This is a genomic window from Frondihabitans sp. VKM Ac-2883 (assembly GCF_015350875.1).
Classification (GTDB): Bacteria; Actinomycetota; Actinomycetes; order Actinomycetales; family Microbacteriaceae; genus Frondihabitans.
In genome coordinates this window covers 104,830-127,484 of sequence record NZ_JADKSF010000008.1, presented here as the reverse complement: position 1 = coordinate 127,484, position 22,655 = coordinate 104,830, and the positions used below count along the sequence as shown (strand labels likewise).

The following is a 22,655-nucleotide window of genomic DNA, read 5'->3' as shown; positions in this document are numbered from 1 at the left end:
GGGACTACGCGTCGATGAGCCGCTCGGCCAGGGCTGCCAGCGTCTCTGACGCGCCGGCACTCAGCTTAACCGCGGCGCGGGCGTCACCCTTGGTGACGCCCCGGTTGACGATGACGACCGGGGCCTTCTTGCGGAGGGCCGTCTCGAGCAGGCGGATACCGGAGTTGACCACGAGGCTCGACCCCGCGATGACGAGGGCGTCAGCCGACTGCACCATCGCTCGGGCCTCCGCGAAACGCTCGACCGGAACGAACTCGCCGAAGAACACCACGTCGGGCTTCAGCACGCCCGAGCACACGGTGCAGACCGGCAGCACAAAGGCGTCGATGTCGTAGACGTCGACATCGCCATCGGGGTTCAGGCGAATCTCGTCGGGACGCTCGAGCCAGGGATTCGCCTCGGCCATGCGCTCCGCGACCGTCTCGCGCGCGAACGCCTGACCGCAGGTGAGGCAGACGACCCGGTCGACGGTGCCATGCAGATCGACGACACGCGAGGATCCCGCCCGCAGGTGCAGCCCGTCGACGTTCTGCGTGACGACACCGTTGGTGACACCGGCCTGCTCCAGTGCGGCGAGCGCGCGGTGGCCGTCGTTCGGGCGGGAGGCGGCGAAGTGACGGTAGCCGAGGTGGCTGCCGGCCCAGTAGCGCTTCTGGAAATCGGTATCGCCCTTGAACTGCTGGAAGGTCATCGGGCGACGCACCGGCGCACCCTCCCCGCGGTAATCCGGGATCCCCGAATCGGTCGACACCCCCGCACCCGTGAGCACTGCGAGGCGGCGCCCCCGGAGGACGCGTACGGCCTCATCGAGGGTGGCTGCTCCGTCGGTCGAGCTGTCGGGCGTGGCGGCTTGCGCCATAGGTGGGGCTCCTCAAAGGCGGGTGACGTTAGCCTAAACGCGTTCTCTTGCCGTTTTGTTTCCGGGAGCCCTCCTTGCGCGTCACCCGCATCACCGACCTCGACTCCGCCGAGCTCGCCGACTACTCCCGCCTCACCGACGTGGCCCTGCGCCGCAAGACCGAGCCCGAGGGCGGCCTGTACATCGCCGAGTCGTCGAAGGTCATCGCGCGCGCTCTCGCCGCCGGCCACGTGCCCCGGTCGGTCCTCCTGAGCGAGAAGTGGTTGGCCGACATCGAGCCGCTCGTGGCCGACTACGACGGGCCGATCTTCGTCGGTGAGTCCGACGTGCTCGAACGACTGACCGGCTTCCACCTGCACCGCGGGGCGCTCGCCGCAATGCACCGCCCCGAGCTTCCGAGCGTCGAGTCGGTGCTCGAGGGCGCCCGACGCGTCGTCGTGCTCGAAGACATCGTCGACCACACGAATGTCGGGGCCATCTTCCGCGCCGTAGCGGGGCTCGGGGCCGACGCCGTCCTCGTCACGCCCCGTTCGGCCGACCCGCTGTACCGTCGCAGCGTCCGCGTCTCGATGGGCACGGTGCTACAGGTGCCGTGGACCAGGTTGCCCGACTGGCCGGAGGGGGCGGACGTGCTGCGCAAGGCCGGCTTCGACATCGCCGCCCTGGCGCTCAGCGACGATGCGGTGACCCTCGACGAGTACGCCGCTCGGGCTCCCGAGAAGATCGCGATGCTGTTCGGCACCGAGGGCGACGGGCTGTCACACCGGGCGCTCGAGGCCGCGACCACAGTTGTCACGATCCCCATGCTCCACGGCGTCGACAGCCTGAACGTCGCCGCGGCCTCGGCGGTCGTGTTGTGGGCATTGCGCCCAGGCGCGGCGCGGCCCGGGGCGCAGGCGTGAGCCGGGGAGCGCGGGGCCGCGGGTCGGCGCGTCGTCCGCACTATGTGAGGCGCCGGACCCTGACGGTTCTCGCCCTGGCGGTCGTCGTGGCCGTCGGCGTCTACGTTCCGGCCACGCTGCTCGCCCCGATCGCTCCGGCCTCGGCGACCGTCACGAGATTCACGGCACCGGCCGAGAAATCGCTGTCGCTATCGTTCCCGTCGTATGGCGCGACCGCCGTCGAGGCCGTCGGCTTCACCGACAGCCTGAAGACCTCGGGCGATGCCAAGCCGCGCTCGATCGCCTCCATCTCGAAGATCGTCACCGCACTCGTGGTGCTCGACAAGAAACCCCTCGACGGCTCTCAGAGCCCCAAAATCACGTTCACGGCCTCCGACCACGCGCTGTATGCGCGCTACCTGGCCCAGAACGGCGAGGTGGCCGACATGCCGACGGGTCTGACGCTGACCGAACGGCAGACTCTGCAGGTCGCCCTGATCAAGTCGGCCAACAACTACGCGAGCGCCCTCGCCTACTGGGCCTATGGCTCCAACGACGCCTTCGTCGACGCCGTCTCTGCCTGGCTGAAGAAGAACGGCCTCGACCACACCCGACTCGTCGAGCCGACCGGCCTGAGCGCCGCGAACCAGTCGACGGCGACCGATCTCGTGAAGATCGGAAAGCTCGCTCTCGCCAACCCGGACGTGGCGAAGATCGTGTCGACGAAGTCGGTCGAGATACCTACGGTCGGCACGATCGAGAACTCCAACAAGCTGCTCGGCATCAACTCGGTCGTCGGAATCAAGACCGGCACCCTCGACGAGGCCGGCGCCTGCCTGCTCTTCGCCTCGCGCGAGACCATTGAGGGCAAAGAGGTCACCGTCATCGGCGTGATGCTCGGCGGAGTCGACCACGACTCACTCGACGCCGACATCCAGAAACTCCTGGCGAGCGTGAGGTCGGGGTTTCAGACTGTGACGGCCGTCACCGAGGGCACCGCGTTCGGCACCTACGCGACCGAGTGGGGCGCGAATGCGCACGCCGTGGCTTCGAAGACGGTGTCGAAGCTCGTCTACGGCAAGGCAGCGGTGAGAGCCGTCCCGTCGCTCGACGCCGTCTCGGAGGCGTCGACCGGAGACCGGGCCGGAACCCTCAAAGTCACTATCGGCGAGACGACGACGACCGTGCCGCTCGAGCTCGACCATCCGATTCCGGCGCCCGACGCGTGGTGGCGGCTGACGAACCCGTCGCTGGTCTTCTAGCCGCGCTACGGGGCGTCGCGGCCGTGGCCGGGGACTGACCTCGCGCGGATCGGCCGATGTCACAGCGCCGCGGCGCACGAGGTTGGCCGAAACTCGTCAGGTCGCAAGGCTGGTCGCTGGTCGCAGCCGGTGGCGGCTGCTCGCGCCTACTGCTCCCGGTTCGTGCTCTCGCGGTACAGCACCGCGACAGCCTCCGGCCGCTTCGGTCCGAGCCCGTCGCCCGACGACTGGTGGCGCACCCGGCGCAGCACCCACGGCACCAGGTACTCGCGTGCCCACCCCATGTCTTCGCGGCGCGCCTCCCGCCACAGGCGACGATCAGGATCCGGCAGCACGTACTCCTGCAGATCGTTCTCGACAGCCAACGACGCCAGGACCATCCGGGCGATCCGGTGGTGCCCGAGAGGAGAGAAGTGCAGCCGGTCGGGAGCCCACATGCGGCTGTCGGCGAGCTCGCGGAGAGCCCACATATTCGCGACTACGGCGTCGTGCCGGAGAGCGATGGCCTGCACGTTCTCGTTGTAGATCGCGACCTTGCCGCGGATGCGCCCGAGCACGGGAGTAGCCCCGATGTCGGGCCCGTTGAAGAGCACGACCGTCGCCCCCTGAGATGACAGCGTCGCGACGAGACCCTCGAGTCGGGAGGCGACCTCATCGGGGTCGGTGCCGGGGCGGATGATGTCGTTGCCGCCGGCCGAGACCGTGATGAGGTCGGGGCGGAGGTCGAGCGCGGCCTGGGCCTGCTCGTCGATGATCTGCTGCAGCAGCCGCCCGCGGATGGCGAGGTTGGCGTACGCGAAGTCGTCGACCGTCGACCCGAGCACCTCTGCGACACGGTCGGCCCAGCCTCGGTGCCCACCGGTCGACCCCGGATCCGGGTCGCCGATTCCCTCGGTGAAGGAGTCGCCGATCGCGACGTAACGGGACCACGGGTGGGCTTGTGTCATGCAACCACCGTAGCGTTGTCGTATGGCGACCATCGCGGATCCTTTTGCCCTTCTCGACGACGACCTGCTCGAGCGATTCCGAGCGCGAGCGGCCGGCTACGACGAAGCCAACGCGTTTCCGCACGACGACTTCGATGAGCTCGCCGCGCTGGGGTACCTCAAGGCGGCCGTCCCGCGCGAACTCGGCGGCCTCGGGCTCGGCGTGGAAGCGATCGCCGCCCTCCAGAGCCGGCTCGCCACCGCGGCGCCCGCGACCGCACTCGCGGTCAACATGCACCTCGTCTGGACCGTCACCGCTGCACTCCTCGCGGCCCGCGGCGACGACTCCCTGCGACTCGTGCTCGACGACGCGGCCGCCGGAGAGATCTTCGCGTTCGGAGTCAGCGAGCCCGGCAACGACCTCGTGCTCTTCGACTCGGTGACGACGGCCACCCCGACCGGCGACGGCGGATACACGTTCACCGGCACCAAGATCTTCACCTCGCTCTCTCCGGTCTGGACGAGGCTCGGCGTCTTCGGTCGAAACGACGAGGATCCGGCGGCGCCCTCGATCGTCCACGGCTTCCTCCGCCGCGCCGACGGCGGCCACGAATCGCTCGACGACTGGGAAACCGTCGGCATGAGGGCGACGCAGAGCCACACGACGCGATTGGTCGAGGCCCCGGTGGCCGCATCGCGGGTGGTGCGGATCCTTCCGGTCGGCCCCTCCGTCGACCCGTTCGTCTTCGGCATCTTCGCGGCGTTCGAGACCCTGATCGCCGCTGTCTACCGCGGGATCGCCCGGCGCGCCCTCGACCTCGCGGTGGGCTCCGCCCTCGCCCGCGACTCGCGCCGCACCGGGCTCCCGACGTCGAGCGACCCCGTCGTGCGGTGGCGGATCGCCGACTCCGCCATCGACCTCGACGGGCTCGAGCCCCAGGTCGATCGGATCGCCGCCGACCTCGACGGGCTCGTGGACCACGGCGCCGACTGGTTCCCGAAGCTCGTCGGGCTGAAAGTCCGGGCGACCGAGACGGCGGCCCGCGTGGTCGACCGCGCCGTGACGGTGGCCGGCGGATCCTCGTTCCGCTCGACTTCGGAACTGGGGCGGCTCTATCGCGACGTGCTGGCAGGGCGATTCCACCCGTCGTCGAGCGACTCGGCTCACGCGACGGTGGCGGCGCGCTGGTTGGGGCCCGTCGGCTGAGCTCGTTCTTGTCGTCCCCCTGCCGAATTTGAAGGAGAAACCGGAGCGCGGGGGCTCTCGATCGGCATGTCGTCGTCGGCGTGCAGGCGTTTCTCCTTCAAATTCGGGCGCAGGATCCGAGGCGGCCCCGTTCGAGGATCGGATGTCAGTGGCCCGTGTGAGGATTGCCCCCGGAGGTGATCGATGAGCAAGCAAGACGGCAGCGGGCGTCAGGTCACGGCTGAGCCCACTGACGATGCGACCGCGACGATCTTCCACGTCGATATGGACGCCTTCTTCGCGTCGGTCGAGCTTCTCGAGCGGCCGGAGCTTCGCGGCCTGCCGGTCGTCGTCGGCCATCGATCCCAGCGTTCAGTCGTCACGGCCGCGACGTACGAGGCCCGTAAATACGGCGTCAATTCGGCCATGCCCATGGCGATCGCCCTTCGCAAGTGCCCCCAGGCGATCATCCTGGAGCCGCATTTCGAGCGGTACAAGCACTACTCGCAGCAGGTCATGTCGATGTTCGACGACGTCACCCCCTTGGTCGAGCGACTCGGAATAGACGAAGCGTTCCTCGACGTGCGCGGTTCGCTGCGCCTGCTCGGCACGCCGTACGAGATCGCGACTCGACTCCGCCAGCGGGTGCACGCCGAGACGGGTCTGCACTGCAGCATCGGTATCGCCTCGACCAAATTCGTCGCCAAACTCGCCTCGAGCGTCGCCAAGCCCGACGGGCTGCTGCTGGTGCCGCATCGCGAGACCCTGGCATTTCTTCATCCTCGGCCGATCAGCGCGCTGTGGGGCGTCGGCGGTCGCACCGAAGAAGTGCTCCGGGGCTACGGGCTGGCCACTATCGGCGACGTCGCGTCGGCTCCTCTCGACATGCTGGTGAGGGCCATCGGAGCGGCGGGCGGTCAGAAGATCCACGAGCTCGCCTGGGGCCGCGATCCTCGGCACGTGACGACCGAGAGCGGAGAGAAGAGCGTCGGCCACGAGGTCACGTTCGAGTCGAACGTCGGCGACGCCGACCGCATTCGCAGCGAACTCCTCCGGTTGAGCGACCAGGTCGGCCGACGGCTGCGCGCGGCCGGAGCGACGGGTCGAACCGTCGTGCTCAAGCTGCGCTTCGGCGACTTCGAGACGATCACCCGCTCCAAGACGCTCGCCGAGCCGACCGACCTGGGGCGGCGTATCTACGAGGAGGTCCGCGGAGTGTACGAGACGAGCGGGCACGCCGGCTCGCTCTCGCGGCACCCCACGCCACTCCGGCTCGTGGGGGTGCGCATGGAGCAGCTCGCCTTCGAGGGGTCGTCGGGCGGCGCCGTCGGCCTGTGGGACGACGATGCCGACTGGCGCGAGGCTGAGACCACGATGGACGCGCTCCGAGCTCGCTTCGGGCCCGGCAGCGTCACAAGCGCGAGCCTGCTCGGGGGCTCGACCAAGCGCATCTCGCGCGGCGATCGCGACACCAACGGCGCCGCCCAGCGAGGGGCCTCGGCTACCGATGCGTCATAGGCGGCTCCCGGTGACGACTAAAATCGGAGAGAAGTGAGTATCGCCACCGCACCAGACCCCGACGAGCCCCGCGGCTCGACCTTCGACGAACCCGGCGCCTCGGCCCCTATCGAACCCCGCGCGTCCGGGCCGAGCTCGACCGGGTCGCAGGGCAGCGCGCCGCAGGGCAGCGCGCCGAAGGGCAGCACGTCGCAGGGCAGCGCGTCGCAGGGCAGCGATCCTGGGCCCACTGAGCCTGAGCCCACCGAAATCGGGCGGGCGGCTGCCGAGCACCTGTCGCCGGCATTCCCCGAGCGCGCCGCCTGGGGCACCGCGGGCAAACTCCGCGCGTGGCAGGCCGAGGCTCTCGAGAAATACTTCGCCGCTGAGCCCCGAGACTTCCTCGCCGCCGCGACCCCCGGAGCCGGCAAGACGACATTCGCTCTGCGCCTCGCCACCGAGCTTCTCTCGCGCGGCGATGTCGATCGGATCGTCGTCGTGGCCCCGACCGAGCACCTGAAGCGACAGTGGGCCGATGCGGCCGATCGCGTCAATCTTCGGCTCGATCCGATGTTCAAGAACGCCGACGTCACCTTCGGCCGGCACTATCACGGCGTCGCGATCACCTACGCGCAGGTGGGCATGAAGCCTGAGGTGCTCAAGGCCATCACCGAAGCCGGGCGCACGCTCGTCATCCTCGATGAGGTCCACCACGGTGGCGATGCCCTTACCTGGGGTGACGGCATCCGCGAGGCCTTCGGCAAAGCGACACGCCGACTCTCGCTGACCGGAACCCCTTTCCGCTCCGACACCGCGCCGATCCCGTTCGTGCAGTACGCCCCCGACGAGCACGGCATCCGTACCTCGCAGTCCGACTACTCGTACGGCTACGGCCGCGCGCTGGCCGACGGCGTCGTTCGTCCCGTGCTGTTCATGGCCTACGCCGGAGCCATGCGCTGGCGCACACGCATGGGCGACGAGATGAGCGCCACTCTCGGCGAGCACGTCACTAAAGACATCACCGCTCAGGCCTGGCGCACCGCCCTCTCGCCGCAGGGCGACTGGATCGCGTCCGTCCTCTCGGCCGCCGATAAGCGACTCACCGAGGTGCGCCGAGGTGTCGCCGACGCGGGCGGGCTCGTTATCGCCACCGACACCACCGCAGCTCGTGCCTACGCCGCGATCCTCGCCAAGATCACGGGCGAGCGACCGACCGTGGTGCTCTCCGACGAGAAAGCGTCGAGCGACCGCATCGGCGCCTTCTCTTCCTCCGACTCTCGCTGGATGGTCGCCGTGCGCATGGTGTCGGAGGGCGTCGACGTGCCTCGCCTCGCGGTCGGCGTGTACGCCACGTCGGCCTCGACGCCTCTCTTCTTTGCCCAAGCCGTCGGGCGTTTCGTCCGAGCACGGCGTCGCGGTGAGACCGCCTCGATCTTCCTTCCGAGCGTGCCCGGGCTTATGGCACTTGCTGGCCAGCTCGAACTCGAACGCGACCACGCTCTCGACCGCCCCACGAACGCCGACGATGGCATCTTCACCTCTGAAGAAGACGCCATGGTCGCCGATGCCAACCGCGAAGAGAAAGCATCGAGCCTTCTTGAGCAGCAACCGTTCGAAGCCCTCGACGCCCAGGCGAACTTCGACCGTGTTCTCTACGACGGCGGCGAGTTCGGCACGGCCAGCGAGGTCGGCAGTCTCGAAGAACTCGACTTCCTCGGTCTTCCCGGCCTGCTCGAGCCCGACCAGGTGCGAGAGCTGCTCCGGCAGCGCCAGGCGACCCAGGCCGGCCGCTCCAAGCGTCAGCCGAAGACTGGCCTGCCGACTCAGGTCGAGGAGCAGGCGCGCCCTCTCTACCTGACCATCAAGGAGCAGCGCCAGGAGCTCAGCCGACTCGTGTCGATCTGGTCGCGCCACTCTAACGAGCCGCATGGGGTCATCCACGCTGAACTCCGCCGTGTGTCGGGAGGCCCGTCGGTGGCGCAGGCCAGCACCGAGCAGATCCAGAAGCGCATCGACGTGCTCCGCGGCCGCATCGGCAACCGCAAGTAGCGCGCGGATGCGGTGGCTTGCAGCTCGCGGCTCGCGGCTCGCGGCTCGCGGCTCGCGGCTCGCGGCTCGCGGCTGCCTAGTCGCGTTTCGCAGGCTTAGTCGCGCTATAGCGCGACTAAACCCGCGATTCGCGACTAATTGCGCCAGGTAGCAGAGCCGGCGGCGCTTGCCAGCCGCAGCCCGCCTCGCGGTTACGCATCGCTAACCGAAATCTGCGTCGCTTACCGAAAGATCGGTTCGTGATGCGTGATTCGGTTAGCGATGCAACAAACAGCCGGTACCGAGGCCACGAGTAGCCAGCAGCCGGCAAAAACCGACGGCCAACTAACTACCCACCGCCCAGGCCGCCACCCGGCACCGGCTAAAATCGACGCGTGCTCGACGAAACCGGCCCCGGAAGCTGGCTCGTCCGTGCCCACGACGATTCGCCGCCGGAAGCCCTCGTCGAGGAGTTCGCGTCCGGCTACCGACTCACGAGTTGGTCGCTCACCGAAAGCGACCAAGAAAACCTCGGCGTCTACACCTCGGCCGCCCACGCCGAGACCGCCTGGTGGCGGCACCTCGACGGCGCCAACTCGTAGCCGCCGCACCACGCTGAAGGGCGAGACGCCGAACCACGGCACCCGCGCGAGACCCCGTCACCAGCATCGCTCCGACTCGCTCCAGTCCGAGACATCGGCTTGTGCGGACGCCCGTTTGGACGCTTGCGAAGACGCCCGTTTGGACGCTTGCGAAGACGCCCGCGCGGACGCACGTGAAGAAGCACCAGCTAAAGCAGACGTACTAGCAGAGCCAACCGCAGAGCCACCCGCGGACGCACCCGCCGGCACGGCCTCGCCCCGGCTCGTCTCCTCCCGCGCGATCTCGGCCCTCGCCTCCTCGGCCGTCGCCAACACCGGGCAGGTCACGCACCGCGTCTCGTAGCGGGGAAGCTCGGCGCCGGGAACGAGCGCCTCGATGTCGCCCGCCTCGAAGCCCGCGTGCCCGGACTCGTGGCAGACGTAGGCGGCCCGCACCGTGAACCCGGCGCGATCGCCGCAGGTCAGGAGGTGCTCGAGCCACGAGACGTCGTCGCTGTCAAGCGCGGCAGAGCCTGGCCGTTCGAGCACGAAAACGTACGACACGGCGTGGAACTCATCGCTGACCGACCGGAGGAGCTCGATGAGCCCCTCCCCGTCCGCACCGCCCTTGACGTCGGACCCGCCCCAGAGCGGGAGATCGCCGATGGGCACCATGACCGGCATCTGAACGTCGTCGCCGTCGAGGAGCAGGAGCCAGAGCTGACGTTGCGTCGCGCAGGGGATGAGTTGCCGGATGCGTTCGTCGAGGTCGGCCCGAGTGCGGAGCTCGCGATGCGAGTCGAGCACTTCGGTCGAGGGCGGGCAGGGGCAGGTGGTGGACGGGGCGTCGGTTGAAGTGGTCGTTGTCATGCGAAGAGCATCGTGCAGATGCCGCGAGGCTCGCCGGCGTTATCCACAGCCCCGTCGGATCCTCGGCCCGGACCGAGCTGAGAAGACCAAGACCGAGACAAAGACCAAGACCAAGACCAAGACCAAGACCAAGACCAAGCCCAGGAGAAACCGCGACCGCTATCGGGCGATCGAGCCCTCGTCCAGTGCCGACACGGCCCGACGAAGAATGGTCGACGACGTCGACATCGTGTACGGGAAGTAGACGACCTCGACTCCGACCTCGGCGAACTCCCGCTCGAGCTTCAGCCCCTTCTCGGTGCCGCGCCAGTCGTCACCCTTGAAGAAGACGTCGAACTGCAGCTCGCGCCAGACGTCCATCTTGTCGGGGACGACCTCGGCGTGGGCGAGGTCGACGAAGTCGATGTGGCTGACGATCTCGAGGCGCTCGGCGAGCGGCACCATGGGCGAGATGCCTTTGGTGAGTTCGAGCATCTCGTCGGCGACGACACCGGCAATCAGGTAATCGCACTGGGTCTTGGCATGACGAAGCAGATTGAGGTGGCCGATGTGGAACAGGTCGTAGGCACCGGCCGCGTAGCCGACGCGTCGTTTCAGGGTCACGAGCGGTCCTTTCGAAGGGAGTCGCGCTTGACGCGCGAGGGGTCAGAAACAGCGGAGAATGCCTCTCGCTCTTCGGCGAGACGTGCAAGGTCGGCAATGGAAAGTCGCGAACGCGGGGGAGCGCTGACCAGATCGAGATCAGGATCCGCGGAGCCCGCCTGCAGTACCGGACCCCTGCCCGCACGTGCCTCGCGGATGTCCGTCGCCGCCCAGTCGCGCCGGACGGCGATCCGGTGGCGGCCCGCGACGCTCGTCATGAGCACACCGAGAGGTTCGACGCCCATCCCGACGAGTTCGCCGTGCATCGCCAGGAGATCCTCGACGGTGGTCCGGTTCGACCGGACGACGATCACGACGGCATCCGCGAGCGGTGCCACTGCTCGAAGCGGCAGCGGGTGCGAATTGCTGGCGACGAGCGTGACGACCGCGTCGTACCGCTCGCCGAGAGATCCGAAGAGGTTCTCGACCTGGCCGATGAGGCGCTCGGGGCGAGCCGAGGCGACCAGATCCGGCACCGGCACCCGCTGGTAGCCCGCGGCGTCGGGATAGGCGGCCGCATCAAGGGCCGTGTCGCGGACGGTGGACGGTCGAGCGAGAAGCTGTGACTCGATGTCGGCCTGAACCAGGGCTGGGCGGAATCCACTCTCCAGCAGGGCACGCGCGTAGCCGCCGTCCACCCCAGAGACTTCGCCGACATCATCGGCGCGGGCCAGCACGAGTCGCGACGGCAACTCGCCGCCAGCGAGCGACCGGACGTTCATGACGGCTTCGCGAAGCGCCGATCGCATGCGGCTCGACGTCGGACGGATCGCGAGGTCGTCAGCGTCAACGACACCCCGCGGGAGTTGCGCCACAACGGGAAGGCCCGTGACACGACGAACATCGTCGGCCGTCGTGACACGGGGTTCAAGTCGCGTCAGGACGATGCCTGCCGCGAGGCCGAGCGCTCCACCGGCGAGGAGGAACGCGAAGAGGATGACGAGGGCGCCGATGGGCGTGAGTCCCCGATCGTCGCGTCCGTCGAGCGCCTCGACGAGGGCCACGCCCGCGACGAGAGCGAGCAGCGCCGACGCGGCGACGAGGATCCACCGTCGGCCGAGCTGAGCGACGGCGTCGGCAAGGGCTACGCGGCGTGTCACGGAGCGACCGATCGATCAGGAAGCTCGCCGAGGCCCTTGAGCTCGCGGAACCATTTGGGCAGGGCGAGCGCGAGGTACAGGGTGTTCGCGGCGAAGAAGGCGATGTACACGACGGTGAATCCGAGAGGCCACGCCAGGAGGACGAACGACAGGCACATGAGGCCGTAGTCGGTGGGCACGACGGCCAGCGAGTACAGCGTGCTCGTCGAGCGACTGCCGCGCGTCGGGATCCCGGTGCGGACGTGCTCGGCGCGGCGCAGCTGGTCGGTCAGGACGATCGCGAAGAACGCGACCGCCGCGATGGCAGCGTAGGCGAGCGGCACGCCGAGCACCGCGTGGCGCCCGTCGGGCTCGCGCAGCCAGTTTCCAAAGACGGCCAGGTGGAGAACGCCGATCTTGGTGGCGTCGATCACGTGGTCGAGCCATTCACCAGCCGGGCTGCCACCACCGCGAAGGCGGGCCAGCTGCCCGTCGGCGGAGTCGAGTGCGTAACCGATCACGAGGAGCAGCATCACCACGATGCCCACGACGATCGAGGTGGGGACGAAGGCGATCACCGCGATGCCGGCGAACGTGAACAGGGCGCTCACGGCGGTCACCTGGTTCGGCGTCATGCCCATCTGATAGGCCGCCGCCGCGAGGTAGCGACCGAGACGGCGGTTGATGAAGCGCGAGTAGGCGGGGGCGCCGCTCGACCCCTTCTGGGCCCCGGCGAGGCGGGCGAGGGAGTCGGCGTACGTCTCGCGGACAGCAGTCGTGGTCATGAGGCCTCCGCCAATTCGGTGGTGATGCGGGTGGGGCGGCCCAGCTCGCCGTCGACTACCGCTGCGATGCGGGAACGCATGCGGGCGGGCGTGAAGTCGCGGTGGTAGGCCGCTTCGGCTCGGCGGCCGGCTGCGCCGAGGGTGGCGACGTCGAGGTCGCGGAAGAGCGATGCCAGGCCGTCGACGTCCTCGCGGTCGAACAGCCAACCGGTGACGCCGTCGTCGATGACCTCCTCGGGGCCTCCGGACCGGCTGGCGATCACGGGGCGCCCTTCGCTGAAGGCCTCCACGGTGACCAGCCCGAACCCCTCGAGGGTGTCGGTCGGAAGCACGACGGCGTCGGCCGCCTGCAGATACGGGGTCGCGTCGTCGACCTCGCCCACGACGAGAACCGTCTCGGGTCGGGAGACGTGCTTCTTGACCAGGGCCGCGACGTCGATGCCGAGCCCCACCGCGGGGACAGCACCTAGAATCACCAGCTCGCCGGGGCAGCCAGCGGCGTCCCATGCGCGAAGGAGGGTGCCGTGGCCCTTGTGCGGGTTCCAGCGGCTCGCGATGACGTAGTGCGGTCGACGGTGCTCCGGGGGAGCCGTCGGAAGCTCACGCGAGCGATGGGGAACACCGTTGTGAACCACCACCGCCCGCGGGTCCTCGGCGAGACCCGACGCGCCGAGGACCGAGTGCGACACAGCCACGAGGGCCGTGCACGCACTCGCCAGGGGACGAAGACCTACCCGGTCCTTCGCACTCCATGGTTCTTGGAGATGCCCGACCACTCGACGGACGCCCGTGAGGCGTGCGAGGGGTGCGACGGGCAAGCATGCGCTGGTAGCGCAGTAGACGAGATCGAAGTGACGGCCGCGGAGCCTCGCCAGAGTGCGCACCGCGTCGCGCCCGAGGCGGAGGAATCCGCCCGGGCTGAGTTTCATCCGCCGCAGGATGGGCAGCGGGTGCCGCTCGACCCGGGCTCCGAGCTCGCGGAGCATCGGGCCGAGGGGGCCCGGTGCGACGTCGCTCGGTAGCCACACGGTGACGTCGAGCTCGTCGGCCGCCACGAGTTCCGCGACCACTTCGAGCACGATGCGGTCCGATCCGTACAGCTCGTCAGACGAGTGCACGACGAGGACCCGCCCGCGACGCCCGCTGCGGCGTGCCGCGCCCGCATCGCCGGGCAGGGCGGAGGCCGTCTCGTTCACGGCTTCGTCGGGAGTCATCAGTACGCCCCGTTCGGCCGCAGAATCACTTTCACGGTGCGCCACATCAGCACGAAGTCGACGGTCATCGACCAGTTCTCGACGTAGTACAGATCGAGCCGGACGCTCTCCTCCCAGCTGAGGTCGCTGCGGCCGTTTACCTGCCACATGCCGGTGAGGCCGGGCTTGATGTAGAGACGGCGGTGCACGTGGTCGGTGTAGCCGTCGACCTCGCGAGGAAGCGGCGGACGCGGCCCGACGATGCTCATGCTTCCGCCGATGATGTTGAAGAGCTGCGGGATCTCGTCGAGGGAGTACTTCCGAAGGATCCGGCCCACCCTGGTGACGCGGGGGTCGTCTCGCATCTTGAAGAGCACGCCGTTCCCCTCCGACTGCTCGGCGAGAGCCGCGAGACGAGCTTCGGCGTCGACGACCATCGTGCGGAACTTGAGCATGGTGAAGCGGCGTCCGTCACGCCCCACTCGCTCCTGCCTGAAGAGCACCGGGCCGGATCCTTCGCTCTTGATCACCAGGGCGATCACCAGCATGAGGGGGAGCAGGAGAAGCGACGCGAATCCGGCAAGAATGACGTCCGTCGCACGCTTCATGACATGCTTCGGGCCGTCGAACTGGGGCAGCTCGACGTGCATCAGCGGGAGCCCCTCGACGGGACGGAAGTGGATGCGGGGCCCGGCGATGTTGGCCAGGCGAGAGGCGATCACCAGTTCGGTGGCGCGGCCTTCGAGGCTCCACCCGAGGTCACGGATGTAGTCGGTGCCGGCACGCGGGTCGCCGGCGACGATGACGCTCTCGACGTTCATCTTCCAGACGGCGCGCGATACGTCGTCGAGCGACGCGACGATCGGAACGACCCGCGACCCGGCGGCTACGGCGCTGCCGTCCTCGTCTTCGACGACGGCTCCGACGACGTCGTAGAGGGCGCCCGGCTTCTCGTCGATTCGATCGATCACGTAGCGGACGTCACTGCGGCCACCGACGACGATGGCTCGCGAGAGGTAGTTGCCGAGCTGGCGCTGGCGGATCAGCCACTTGCGCAGGAGGAATCGCGAGGCGATGAGGCCGACCGAGCCTCCGGGGAGGGCGACGAAGAAGTAGGCGCGCATCGACTCATGGCCGGTGATCGAGATGACAAGGGCGATGAGCACGAAGGCGAGGATCGTGGCGTTGAGCACGCGCTTGTACTCGGCTGCTCCGGTTCCGACGACCGAGAGGTCGCGGGTGCGCTGAAACGCCAGGCACAGAGCCCAGAGGAGACCGATGCCGACGGGGTAGCCGATGAACTCGACGAGAGGTTTCGCGTCGGCGGCGGCAAGGCCGGCAAAGGTCTGGTCGACCCCGTCTCGGATGGTCTCGACGACGGCGGCGGTGACGACGCTGGCGAGGATCACGAGCGCGTCGCTGGCGAGGAGTCGACGGCGGTATCGCAGCGCCCAGCCGATGCCGGTTGTGGCACCGCCTACTCGATCTCTGGATTCCGTCCATCCTGCGCTGGGGTTTCGGACCGGTGCGGTCCACGGCAGGCGGCGTTGTTCGCCGACGTCGCGGCTGATGCCGATCATGATGCCGCTTCCGATTCGGGACGGAAGCGGGTACGCGAAAACGTACGCAGAAGAGGCTGGGTAAGCATGGATCCAGGATTCGGGTAGGCGGTGCAATAGCTCTGACTCGTATTTCGGGTACGGGTCACAGCCTGAATCCGGTACTTCGACAAGAGATCGGGTTCCTGTCGGAGTATCGGAGTGACGACGGCGATTTCGATCCGTCGAGCTCCCGTCGGGTACGGAAGATCTCGAGGTTCGGTGCGCGTCGACGATCGGGAAGGGTTCGGGTGAGGCGGTGATCGGGTGTGGTGCGATTCGGGTGTCGTGCGATGGAGCTCGGCGGACCGTGGACGGAAATGACAAGCGGATGGGTTCCAGTTGTCAGCCCATGGCCTCAGCGGGTATATCCCGAAGGTAGGCCATCGACCGCTCGCTCCACATGCCCCCATTTCGGGGGACCGCATGCCCCCCGCACGAGGTACGCGCCAACGGGTGACGCCGCCTCGCCAACGGGTGATGCCTTCGGGGGACCGGACCCCCCTCCGGGGGGCCTTACCGCAACACCAAAGCACGAAACAGTTTGGTTCGGCATGAGGCACACCTGATGCCCACCAGCACGCGGATCCAGGCGCCCCGTCCCGTTCCGATAAGAACGGATTAGACAACAGGCGTCGATTATCTCTTCGACGCAAGTTGTGCGCGTCCTCCCGAATGACCGCAAGCGCTGTACCCCATTCTGATCCGAACGGGCGAGAGGGGGTGAAGTCTCGGCTTCCAGCGTTCACGGCCCGTTCACCTGCGCGAAGCGCACTGACCGCTCGTGAGCCACCCCTCGGACACGAAAGGGCCCCCGCCGGACGAATGCGACGGGGGCCCGATATTCGGCGAGATGAAACGCTACTTCTTCACCCCACCCGCGAGAGCGACGAAGTTCGCTCGCGGGTCGTTCATGTTCTCCAGGGTGGTCTCGTCGCGACCACCGACGAGGTTGGTGACCCATCCGGTCAGGATGCGCCACTTGCGCGTGAAGGTCGGCATGGCGAGCAGGTGGTACCCGCGGTGGGCCAGCCACGCGAACAGGTTCTTCAGGTGCACGCCCTGAATGAGAGCCGCACCCTTTCCGATGCCGTAGCTCGCAACGGTTCCGACCGACTCATGACGGTATTCGACGAGAGGCTCTCCGGCCATCGACGCGAGGATGTTCTCGGCGACCGTCACAGCCTGACGGACGGCGTTCTGCGCGTTCGGCGGGTAGTAGGCCGGCTGCTTAGCGGCAGTCAGGTCCGGGACCTGGGCGTTGTCGCCGAGTGCCCAGACCCCGTCGACGCGCTTGCCCTCGTCGGTGACGACCTCGAGCTTGGCGTTGGCGTTGACGTGACCCTTGGGCCCGCGGGGCAGGGTGGTGCTGTCGAGCGCTGGGTTCGGCTTGACGCCTGCCGTCCACACAATCGTGCCGGCGGGGACCGTCTCGCCGTCGCTCAGCACGCAATCGCCGTTCTCGCATGACGGCATCGTGGTCTTCAGTCGGATGTCGATGCCACGGGCGCGGAGTGCACCCAGGGTCCACTTGGACAGCTCGGGGCCGACCTCGGGAGCGACACGGTCGAGAGCTTCGACGAGCACGAAGCGCACCTCGTGCCGGGAGAGAACCGGGTACTGGTCGACCGCGGAGTTCGCGGTGTCGAGCAATTCGCCCATCGCCTCGACGCCCGTGTAGCCGCCACCGACGAAGACGACTGTCAGGAGCTTGGCCCGTTCCGCCGGGTCAGTGGTCGAGGCCGCCTTCTCGATGTTGCCCAGGATCCGGGCCCGCACGTACGACGCTTCCTCGACGCTCTTGAAACCGACGGCGTTCTCAGCCAGCCCGGGCGTCGGGAACGTTCGCGTGACCGCACCGATGGCGACGACCAGGTGGTCGTAGGCGACCTCGCTGGTGCGGCCGTCGACGAGGTCGACCGTCACCTTCTTGGAGTCGGTGTCGATACCCGACATCGCCCCCTGAATGAATTTGGAGCGCTTAAGCGTCTTGCGCAGCGGAACCGTCACATCTTTGGGATCGATGTGCCCGCCCGCCACTTCGGGCAGGAACGGCTGATAGGTCATGTAGGGGCTCGGGTCGATCACCGTGATGCTCGCGCTCTGGGGAGGTCGCTTCTTTTGAAGAGCCAGAGCGGTCTGAAGACCCGCCGAACCACCACCCAGAATAACGATTCGTGTTGTCATGACGACGACGCTACTCCTGAGTCACCAGTGGTTGCTATTCGACGCCGTCGCTTTCGGTGTAGCTGCCCTCGAAGCCTGCACGATCAGCCTCGGTCTCGCCCGGCTTCGTTGCTTCCTCGGGAATCTCGCTGTCGGTGAAAGCGCCGTCGTACTCGACGCCGTCCTCCTGGGTTCCCGTGTACGAGCCCGCCTTGATGTGCTCGCCACCGTTGAGGGGAGCATCTGTTCCGGCGTCCGTCTGCTTGGCCCCGGTCTGCGCGGCCTGGGCCTCGTTGTGGTCGTGCTTGTCGTCGCTCACGGGCGGCTCCGTTCGTCGTGCCGGGCGGCTCCGTCACCGCCCTGGTGGGTCGAGTATGCACCCTCCGGGGGCGGGAGGTCAGAAACCTTCGGGCGCACGGGGGACGTAGGGCCCCTCAAGTGCGACGAGCTCGTCGTCGTCGAGGTGGAGCTCGACGGACGCGATCGCGTCGTCGAGGTGCTGAGGCTTCGTGGCCCCCACGATCGGCGACGTCACCGCCTCCTGCTGCCGGACCCAGGCGAGTGCCACCTGCGCACGGGAGACACCACGGGCGTCGGCGATCGTTTTCACGGCGTCGGCGACCCGGCGGTCCGCCTCCTCCTGCTGGCGATAGAGAGTCTTGCCGAAAGCATCCGTCTCGCTGCGCGTCGTGGTGTCGTCGAAGTCGCGGGTGAGTCGGCCTCGGGCGAGAGGGCTCCACGGCAGCACGCCGACCCCCTGGTCCAGACAGTAGGGCAGCATCTCGCGCTCCTCCTCGCGCTGAATCAGGTTGTACTGATCCTGCATCGAGACGAATCGCGTCCAGCCGCCGAGGTCGGCCGCGTGCTGCATGGTGGCGAACTGCCACGCCCACATGCTCGACGCGCCGATGTAGCGGGCCTTGCCGGCCTTCACGACGTCGTGCAGCGCCTCCATCGTCTCTTCGACGGGCGTGTTCGGGTCGTAGCGGTGGATCTGGTAGAGGTCGATGTAGTCAGTCCCGAGGCGCTTCAGCGACGCGTCGACCTCGGTCATGATCGATCCGCGCGACAATCCCTGCCCTCCGGGGCCGGGGCGCATTCGTCCGTGCACCTTGGTCGCGATCACGACCTCCTCGCGTGAGGCGAAGTCGGCGAGCGCTCGTCCGGTGATCTCTTCGCTCGAGCCGTCACTGTAGACGTTGGCGGTGTCGAAGGTGGTGATGCCGGCCTCGAGTGCCTGTTTGATGAAGGGGCGGCTCTGGTCTTCGGGGAGACTCCAGGAGTGCCCGCCACGGGCCGGATCGCCGTAGCTCATCATTCCGAGGGTGATCGCCGAGACTTCGAGGCCGCTGTTGCCGAGACGCACATAATCCATGGCCCGACCCTACGCCGCTCCTGGCTGCCCGAAGTGCCCCAGCGGAGCGACGCGATCGCGATGCGGAGCATCGCAGGGGCGCCCGAACGAAAAAGGCCCTGCCCCTTTGGAGGGCAGAGCCTTTTTCGTTTTGTTGGGTGTCCGAAGGGGGACTTGAACCCCCACGCCCGTAAGGGCACTAGCACCTCAAGCTAGCGCGTCTGCCATTTCCGCCACCCGGACCGGTGTGTTGCGGCGTAACCGCCTCGAAGACATTAGCACGATCTGAGCGGCGGTTTTGACACCCGCCTCCGGGTAGCGTTGCGGCATGACCGAACACGTCGACACCACCCAGCTCGACGAGACGGCTGAGATCGCGCGCGACCTCATCCGTTTCGACACCTCCAACTACGGAGGGGGCAAGTCCAATGGCGAGTCCGATGCCGCCGAATACGTGTCGGCGAAGCTCGAGGCCCTGGGCCTGAAGCCGGAGACGTTCGAATCCGAGCCCGGCCGTCACAGCGTGATCGCGCGGGTCGAGGGCCGCGACCGGGCAAAGCCGGGGCTCGTCGTGCACGGTCACCTCGATGTCGTTCCCGCGGATCCTGCGAACTGGACGGTCGATCCGTTCGGCGGCGTCGTCAAAGACGGCATGCTCTGGGGCCGCGGCGCGGTCGACATGAAGAACATGGATGCCATGATGCTGACGGCTGTCGGGGACCTGCTGCGTGCCGGCGAGCGCCCGGCGCGTGACCTCGTGCTGGGATTCCTGGCCGACGAGGAGGCCGGGGGAGTGCTCGGGTCGCACTTCCTGGTCAAGAACCACCCCGAGCTCTTCGACGGCATGGGCGAGGCGATCAGCGAGGTCGGCGGCTACTCGACGTACATCGACGGCAAGCGCTCGTACCTGCTGCAGACGGGCGAGAAGGCGCTCATCTGGATCAAGCTCATCGCTCGAGGCACCGCGGGGCACGGGTCGCAGATGATCGCGAACAACGCGGTCACCCGACTCGCCGAGGCCGTGGCGATCCTGGGGCGTCAGGAATGGCCCGTCGCACTGACCGAGACGACGTCCGGGCTGCTGCGCGAGGTGTCTCGGATCCTCGGTGTCGATCCCGAGCGGGTGAGCCCCGACGAGCTGGTGCTGAAGACGGGCACGGCGTCGGGCTTCATCAAGGGCAGCCTTCGAGTCACGACGAACCCGACCATGCTGACGGCGGGCTACAAGCACAACGTCGTGCCCGACACGGCCGAGGCGCTCGTCGACATCCGCTGCATGCCTGGCGAAGAGGAAGACGTCCTGGCCCAGGTGCGCGCACTCATCGGCGACGACATCGAAATCGTGACCATGCACACCGACATCGGCCTCGAGACACCGTTCTCGGGCCCGCTCGTCGAGTCGATCAAGGCCACGCTCGAGCGGCATGATCCGGGAGCCCCCGTCTTGCCCTACCTGCTCAGCGGCGGCACCGACAACAAGGCCCTCAGCCTGCTCGGCATCAAGGGCTACGGCTTCGCGCCGCTCCGCCTGCCCGAAGAAATGGACTTCCCGGCCATGTTCCACGGTGTCGACGAGCGAGTGCCGCTCGAGGCGCTAACCTTTGGCAGTCGCGTGCTCCGCGACCTTCTCGCCAGCTACTGAGAGGCTCCTTCCTCACGTGGAACACCTTCTTCAGGCACTCCTTCTCGGCCTCGTCCAGGGCCTCACGGAGTTCCTCCCCATTTCGTCGAGCGGTCACATCCGCCTCGTCGCGCTGTTCTTCCCGCACGGCGCCGAGGAGTTCGATCCCGGCGCGGCTTTTACCGCGATCATTCAGCTCGGCACCGAGCTGGCGGTGCTGATCTACTTCTGGAAAGACGTCTCTCGCATCGTCTCGAAGTGGTTCGGGTCGCTCTTCGGTCGGGTCGACAAGCGCGACCAGGATGTCCGGATGGGCTGGCTGGTGATCATCGGCACGTTCCCCATCGTCATCGTGGGCGTGCTCACCCAGAAGTTCATCGCGAACGAGTTCCGGTCGCTCTGGTTGCTCGCGACCGTGCTCATCGTCTTCGGCCTGGTCTTGGCCGCCGCCGACATCTTCGGCAAGAAGCTCGCGCGCTTCGAAGACATGAAGTGGGGGCACGGCATTGCGATCGGCATCGCGCAGGTGCTCGCACTGGTGCCCGGCGTCTCACGCTCGGGCGCCACGACATCTGCCGGTCTCGCACTCGGCTACACCCGTCCGGCGGCCGCCCGCTTCTCGTTCCTCCTCGCAATCCCCGCCGTCTTTGGCTCCGGGCTGTTCGAGGTCTACCAGGCCCTTTCGGGCGGGGCCACCAACGAGTTCACCTGGCCCGCCACCATCGCGGCGACCGTGGTCTCGTTCGTGGTCGGCTTCGTCGTCATCGCCTTCTTCATGAACTACATCTCGAAGCGGAGCTTCCTGCCCTTCGTGATCTATCGGATCCTGCTCGGAATCGTCCTGTTCATCCTCCTCGGCGTCGGGGTCATCGGCTGATGCGCTCCTGGAACGCCCCGGTCATCCCGGTTCTTCCGGGCGAAGGATCCGCGCCCGACCTCTTCGACACCGCCACCGGCGGGCGGCACGTCACCGACGGTGGTCGCCTCTACGTCTGCGGGATCACCCCGTACGATGCCACCCACCTCGGTCACGCCAACACGTACCTCGCCTTCGACACGCTCGGGCGGGTCTGGCGCGATGCGGGCGTCGAGGTCGTCTACGCGCAGAATACGACCGACGTCGACGACCCGCTGCTCGAACGCGCGACGGCCACCGGCGTCGACTGGCGTGAGCTCGCCGCCTCGCAGACCGACCTGTTCCGCTCCGACATGGAGCACCTCCGTGTGAGCCCGCCCGACCACTTCGTGGCAGTCACCGACGTCATCGAGCCCATCGGCGAGGCCGTCGCGAAGCTCCTGGCCGACGGCTTCGCCTACCGGGTCGACACACCCGACTCGACCGCGGGTGACGACGTCTACTTCGATGTCGACAGGGCAGGATCCGAGACGGCGTGGCATCTCGGTCTCGAAAGCCGTCTCGGCGCGGGCGACATGCTGCGGTTCTTCTCCGAGCGCGGGGGAGACCCCGAGCGACCCGGCAAGCACGCAATCCTCGACCCGCTGCTGTGGCGTTCTGCCCGCGACGGCGAGCCCTCGTGGGCGAGCGCCGTCGGCGACGGACGCCCCGGCTGGCACATCGAGTGCTCGGTGATCGCCCTCGACCACCTGGCTCTGCCGGTGTCGGTGAACGGCGGCGGCTCCGACCTCATTTTTCCGCACCACGAGATGAGCGCGGCCCACGGCACGGCACTGACCGGTGAGACGTTCGCCTCGCACTACGCCCACTCGGGCATGGTCGCGTATCAGGGCGAGAAGATGTCGAAGTCGCTAGGCAACCTCGTCAAGGTCTCTCAGCTCGTGGCCTCGGGAGTCGACGCCCGTGCCATCCGGCTCGCGCTGCTCGACCACCACTACCGAAGTGACTGGGAGTGGTTCGACGACTCGCTCCTCACGGCCGTCGCACGCCTCGCCGAGTGGCAGCGGTGGGCGGAGCGAGCCGTCGATGGCGCTGAGGTCACACCGCTCCTCACCGAACTGCGCCGTCATCTCTCCGACGACCTCGACACGCCCGGTGCCATCGCGGCGGTCGAACGCGCGGTGGCGTCCGGCGAGGCGCCGTCATCGATCGACGTGGAGGCTGTCGATGCTCTTCTCGGCATCCGTGTCTCGGCCTGACAGCGGGTTCTC

The 22,655-nt window shown here is 67.9% G+C and carries 20 protein-coding genes and 1 tRNA gene; 9 read left to right on the top strand and 12 right to left on the bottom strand.

What is annotated here, in order from left to right:
* Positions 1-4: 4 nt before the first annotated feature.
* A complete protein-coding gene (locus tag ITJ49_RS14755) occupies positions 5-859 on the bottom strand; it encodes a Sir2 family NAD-dependent protein deacetylase (protein WP_194606344.1) in 855 nt (284 codons plus the stop codon).
* 74 nt (positions 860-933) lie between these two features.
* On the opposite strand from ITJ49_RS14755, the gene ITJ49_RS14750 reads away from it, so the two are divergent.
* Together ITJ49_RS14750 and ITJ49_RS14745 are read left to right on the top strand one after the other, a co-directional pair.
* A complete protein-coding gene (locus ITJ49_RS14750) occupies positions 934-1,761 on the top strand; it encodes an RNA methyltransferase (RefSeq protein ID WP_194606343.1) in 828 nt (275 codons plus the stop codon).
* 44 nt (positions 1,762-1,805) lie between these two features.
* Positions 1,806-3,002 (top strand): D-alanyl-D-alanine carboxypeptidase, encoded by a 1,197-nt coding sequence (locus tag ITJ49_RS14745; protein ID WP_194606342.1) that lies wholly within the window; start codon positions 1,806-1,808, stop codon positions 3,000-3,002.
* A gap of 146 nt (positions 3,003-3,148) precedes the next feature.
* On the opposite strand, the gene ITJ49_RS14740 is transcribed toward ITJ49_RS14745, so the two are convergent.
* A complete protein-coding gene (locus tag ITJ49_RS14740; RefSeq protein WP_055957681.1) occupies positions 3,149-3,949 on the bottom strand; it encodes an SGNH/GDSL hydrolase family protein in 801 nt (266 codons plus the stop codon).
* Between the two features lie 22 nt (positions 3,950-3,971).
* Here ITJ49_RS14740 and ITJ49_RS14735 point away from each other — a divergent pair, with 22 nt between their 5' ends.
* From ITJ49_RS14735 to ITJ49_RS14720, 4 genes are all read left to right on the top strand, one after another.
* Positions 3,972-5,135 (top strand): acyl-CoA dehydrogenase family protein, encoded by a 1,164-nt coding sequence (locus tag ITJ49_RS14735; protein ID WP_194606341.1) that lies wholly within the window; start codon positions 3,972-3,974, stop codon positions 5,133-5,135.
* Between the two features lie 183 nt (positions 5,136-5,318).
* Positions 5,319-6,632 carry a DNA polymerase IV gene (gene dinB / locus ITJ49_RS14730; protein WP_194606340.1) on the top strand — a complete coding sequence of 438 codons (1,314 nt, stop codon included), beginning with the start codon at positions 5,319-5,321 and terminating at the stop codon, positions 6,630-6,632.
* Positions 6,633-6,881: 249 nt separating this feature from the next.
* On the top strand, positions 6,882-8,660 hold the full coding sequence (locus ITJ49_RS14725) for a DEAD/DEAH box helicase (protein WP_194606379.1): 1,779 nt from the start codon (positions 6,882-6,884) through the stop codon (positions 8,658-8,660).
* A gap of 374 nt (positions 8,661-9,034) precedes the next feature.
* Positions 9,035-9,241, top strand: coding sequence for a hypothetical protein (locus tag ITJ49_RS14720; protein ID WP_194606339.1), 207 nt, complete (start codon positions 9,035-9,037; stop codon positions 9,239-9,241).
* 57 nt (positions 9,242-9,298) lie between these two features.
* Here ITJ49_RS14720 and ITJ49_RS14715 read toward each other — a convergent pair whose 3' ends face one another.
* The 10 genes from ITJ49_RS14715 to ITJ49_RS14670 all read right to left on the bottom strand — a co-directional run bounded on the left by ITJ49_RS14715 (position 9,299) and on the right by ITJ49_RS14670 (position 19,150).
* Positions 9,299-10,090 (bottom strand): hypothetical protein, encoded by a 792-nt coding sequence (locus ITJ49_RS14715; protein WP_194606338.1) that lies wholly within the window; start codon positions 10,088-10,090, stop codon positions 9,299-9,301.
* 159 nt (positions 10,091-10,249) lie between these two features.
* Positions 10,250-10,687 (bottom strand): adenylyltransferase/cytidyltransferase family protein, encoded by a 438-nt coding sequence (locus ITJ49_RS14710; RefSeq protein WP_055961801.1) that lies wholly within the window; start codon positions 10,685-10,687, stop codon positions 10,250-10,252.
* 2 nt (positions 10,688-10,689) lie between these two features.
* Positions 10,690-11,832: an archaellin/type IV pilin N-terminal domain-containing protein gene (locus ITJ49_RS14705; protein WP_194606337.1), complete on the bottom strand. Its 1,143-nt coding sequence runs from the start codon at positions 11,830-11,832 to the stop codon at positions 10,690-10,692.
* Positions 11,829-12,596 carry a CDP-alcohol phosphatidyltransferase family protein gene (locus ITJ49_RS14700; RefSeq protein WP_194606336.1) on the bottom strand — a complete coding sequence of 256 codons (768 nt, stop codon included), beginning with the start codon at positions 12,594-12,596 and terminating at the stop codon, positions 11,829-11,831. The genes ITJ49_RS14705 and ITJ49_RS14700 overlap by 4 nt, the downstream gene beginning before the upstream one ends.
* Positions 12,593-13,810 (bottom strand): glycosyltransferase, encoded by a 1,218-nt coding sequence (locus ITJ49_RS14695; RefSeq protein WP_194606335.1) that lies wholly within the window; start codon positions 13,808-13,810, stop codon positions 12,593-12,595. Before ITJ49_RS14695 ends, ITJ49_RS14700 begins: the two co-directional genes overlap by 4 nt.
* On the bottom strand, positions 13,810-15,369 hold the full coding sequence (locus ITJ49_RS14690) for a sugar transferase (RefSeq protein WP_194606334.1): 1,560 nt from the start codon (positions 15,367-15,369) through the stop codon (positions 13,810-13,812). The genes ITJ49_RS14695 and ITJ49_RS14690 overlap by 1 nt, the downstream gene beginning before the upstream one ends.
* An 879-nt stretch (positions 15,370-16,248) precedes the next feature.
* On the bottom strand, positions 16,249-17,574 hold the full coding sequence (locus ITJ49_RS14685) for an NAD(P)/FAD-dependent oxidoreductase (RefSeq protein ID WP_194606333.1): 1,326 nt from the start codon (positions 17,572-17,574) through the stop codon (positions 16,249-16,251).
* Positions 17,575-17,608: 34 nt separating this feature from the next.
* Positions 17,609-17,872 carry a hypothetical protein gene (locus tag ITJ49_RS14680; protein WP_055957653.1) on the bottom strand — a complete coding sequence of 88 codons (264 nt, stop codon included), beginning with the start codon at positions 17,870-17,872 and terminating at the stop codon, positions 17,609-17,611.
* A 78-nt stretch (positions 17,873-17,950) separates the two neighbouring features.
* On the bottom strand, positions 17,951-18,928 hold the full coding sequence (locus ITJ49_RS14675) for an aldo/keto reductase (protein WP_194606332.1): 978 nt from the start codon (positions 18,926-18,928) through the stop codon (positions 17,951-17,953).
* A gap of 138 nt (positions 18,929-19,066) precedes the next feature.
* Positions 19,067-19,150, bottom strand: a tRNA-Leu gene (locus tag ITJ49_RS14670).
* An 85-nt stretch (positions 19,151-19,235) separates the two neighbouring features.
* Here ITJ49_RS14670 and ITJ49_RS14665 point away from each other — a divergent pair.
* From ITJ49_RS14665 to mshC, 3 genes are read left to right on the top strand one after another with little or no spacing between them, the layout of a single operon-like run.
* Positions 19,236-20,549, top strand: coding sequence for a M20/M25/M40 family metallo-hydrolase (locus ITJ49_RS14665; RefSeq protein ID WP_194606331.1), 1,314 nt, complete (start codon positions 19,236-19,238; stop codon positions 20,547-20,549).
* Between the two features lie 16 nt (positions 20,550-20,565).
* Positions 20,566-21,405 (top strand): undecaprenyl-diphosphate phosphatase, encoded by an 840-nt coding sequence (locus tag ITJ49_RS14660; protein ID WP_055957644.1) that lies wholly within the window; start codon positions 20,566-20,568, stop codon positions 21,403-21,405.
* On the top strand, positions 21,405-22,643 hold the full coding sequence (gene mshC, locus ITJ49_RS14655) for a cysteine--1-D-myo-inosityl 2-amino-2-deoxy-alpha-D-glucopyranoside ligase (protein WP_194606330.1): 1,239 nt from the start codon (positions 21,405-21,407) through the stop codon (positions 22,641-22,643). The genes ITJ49_RS14660 and mshC overlap by 1 nt, the downstream gene beginning before the upstream one ends.
* Positions 22,644-22,655: the final 12 nt, after the last annotated feature.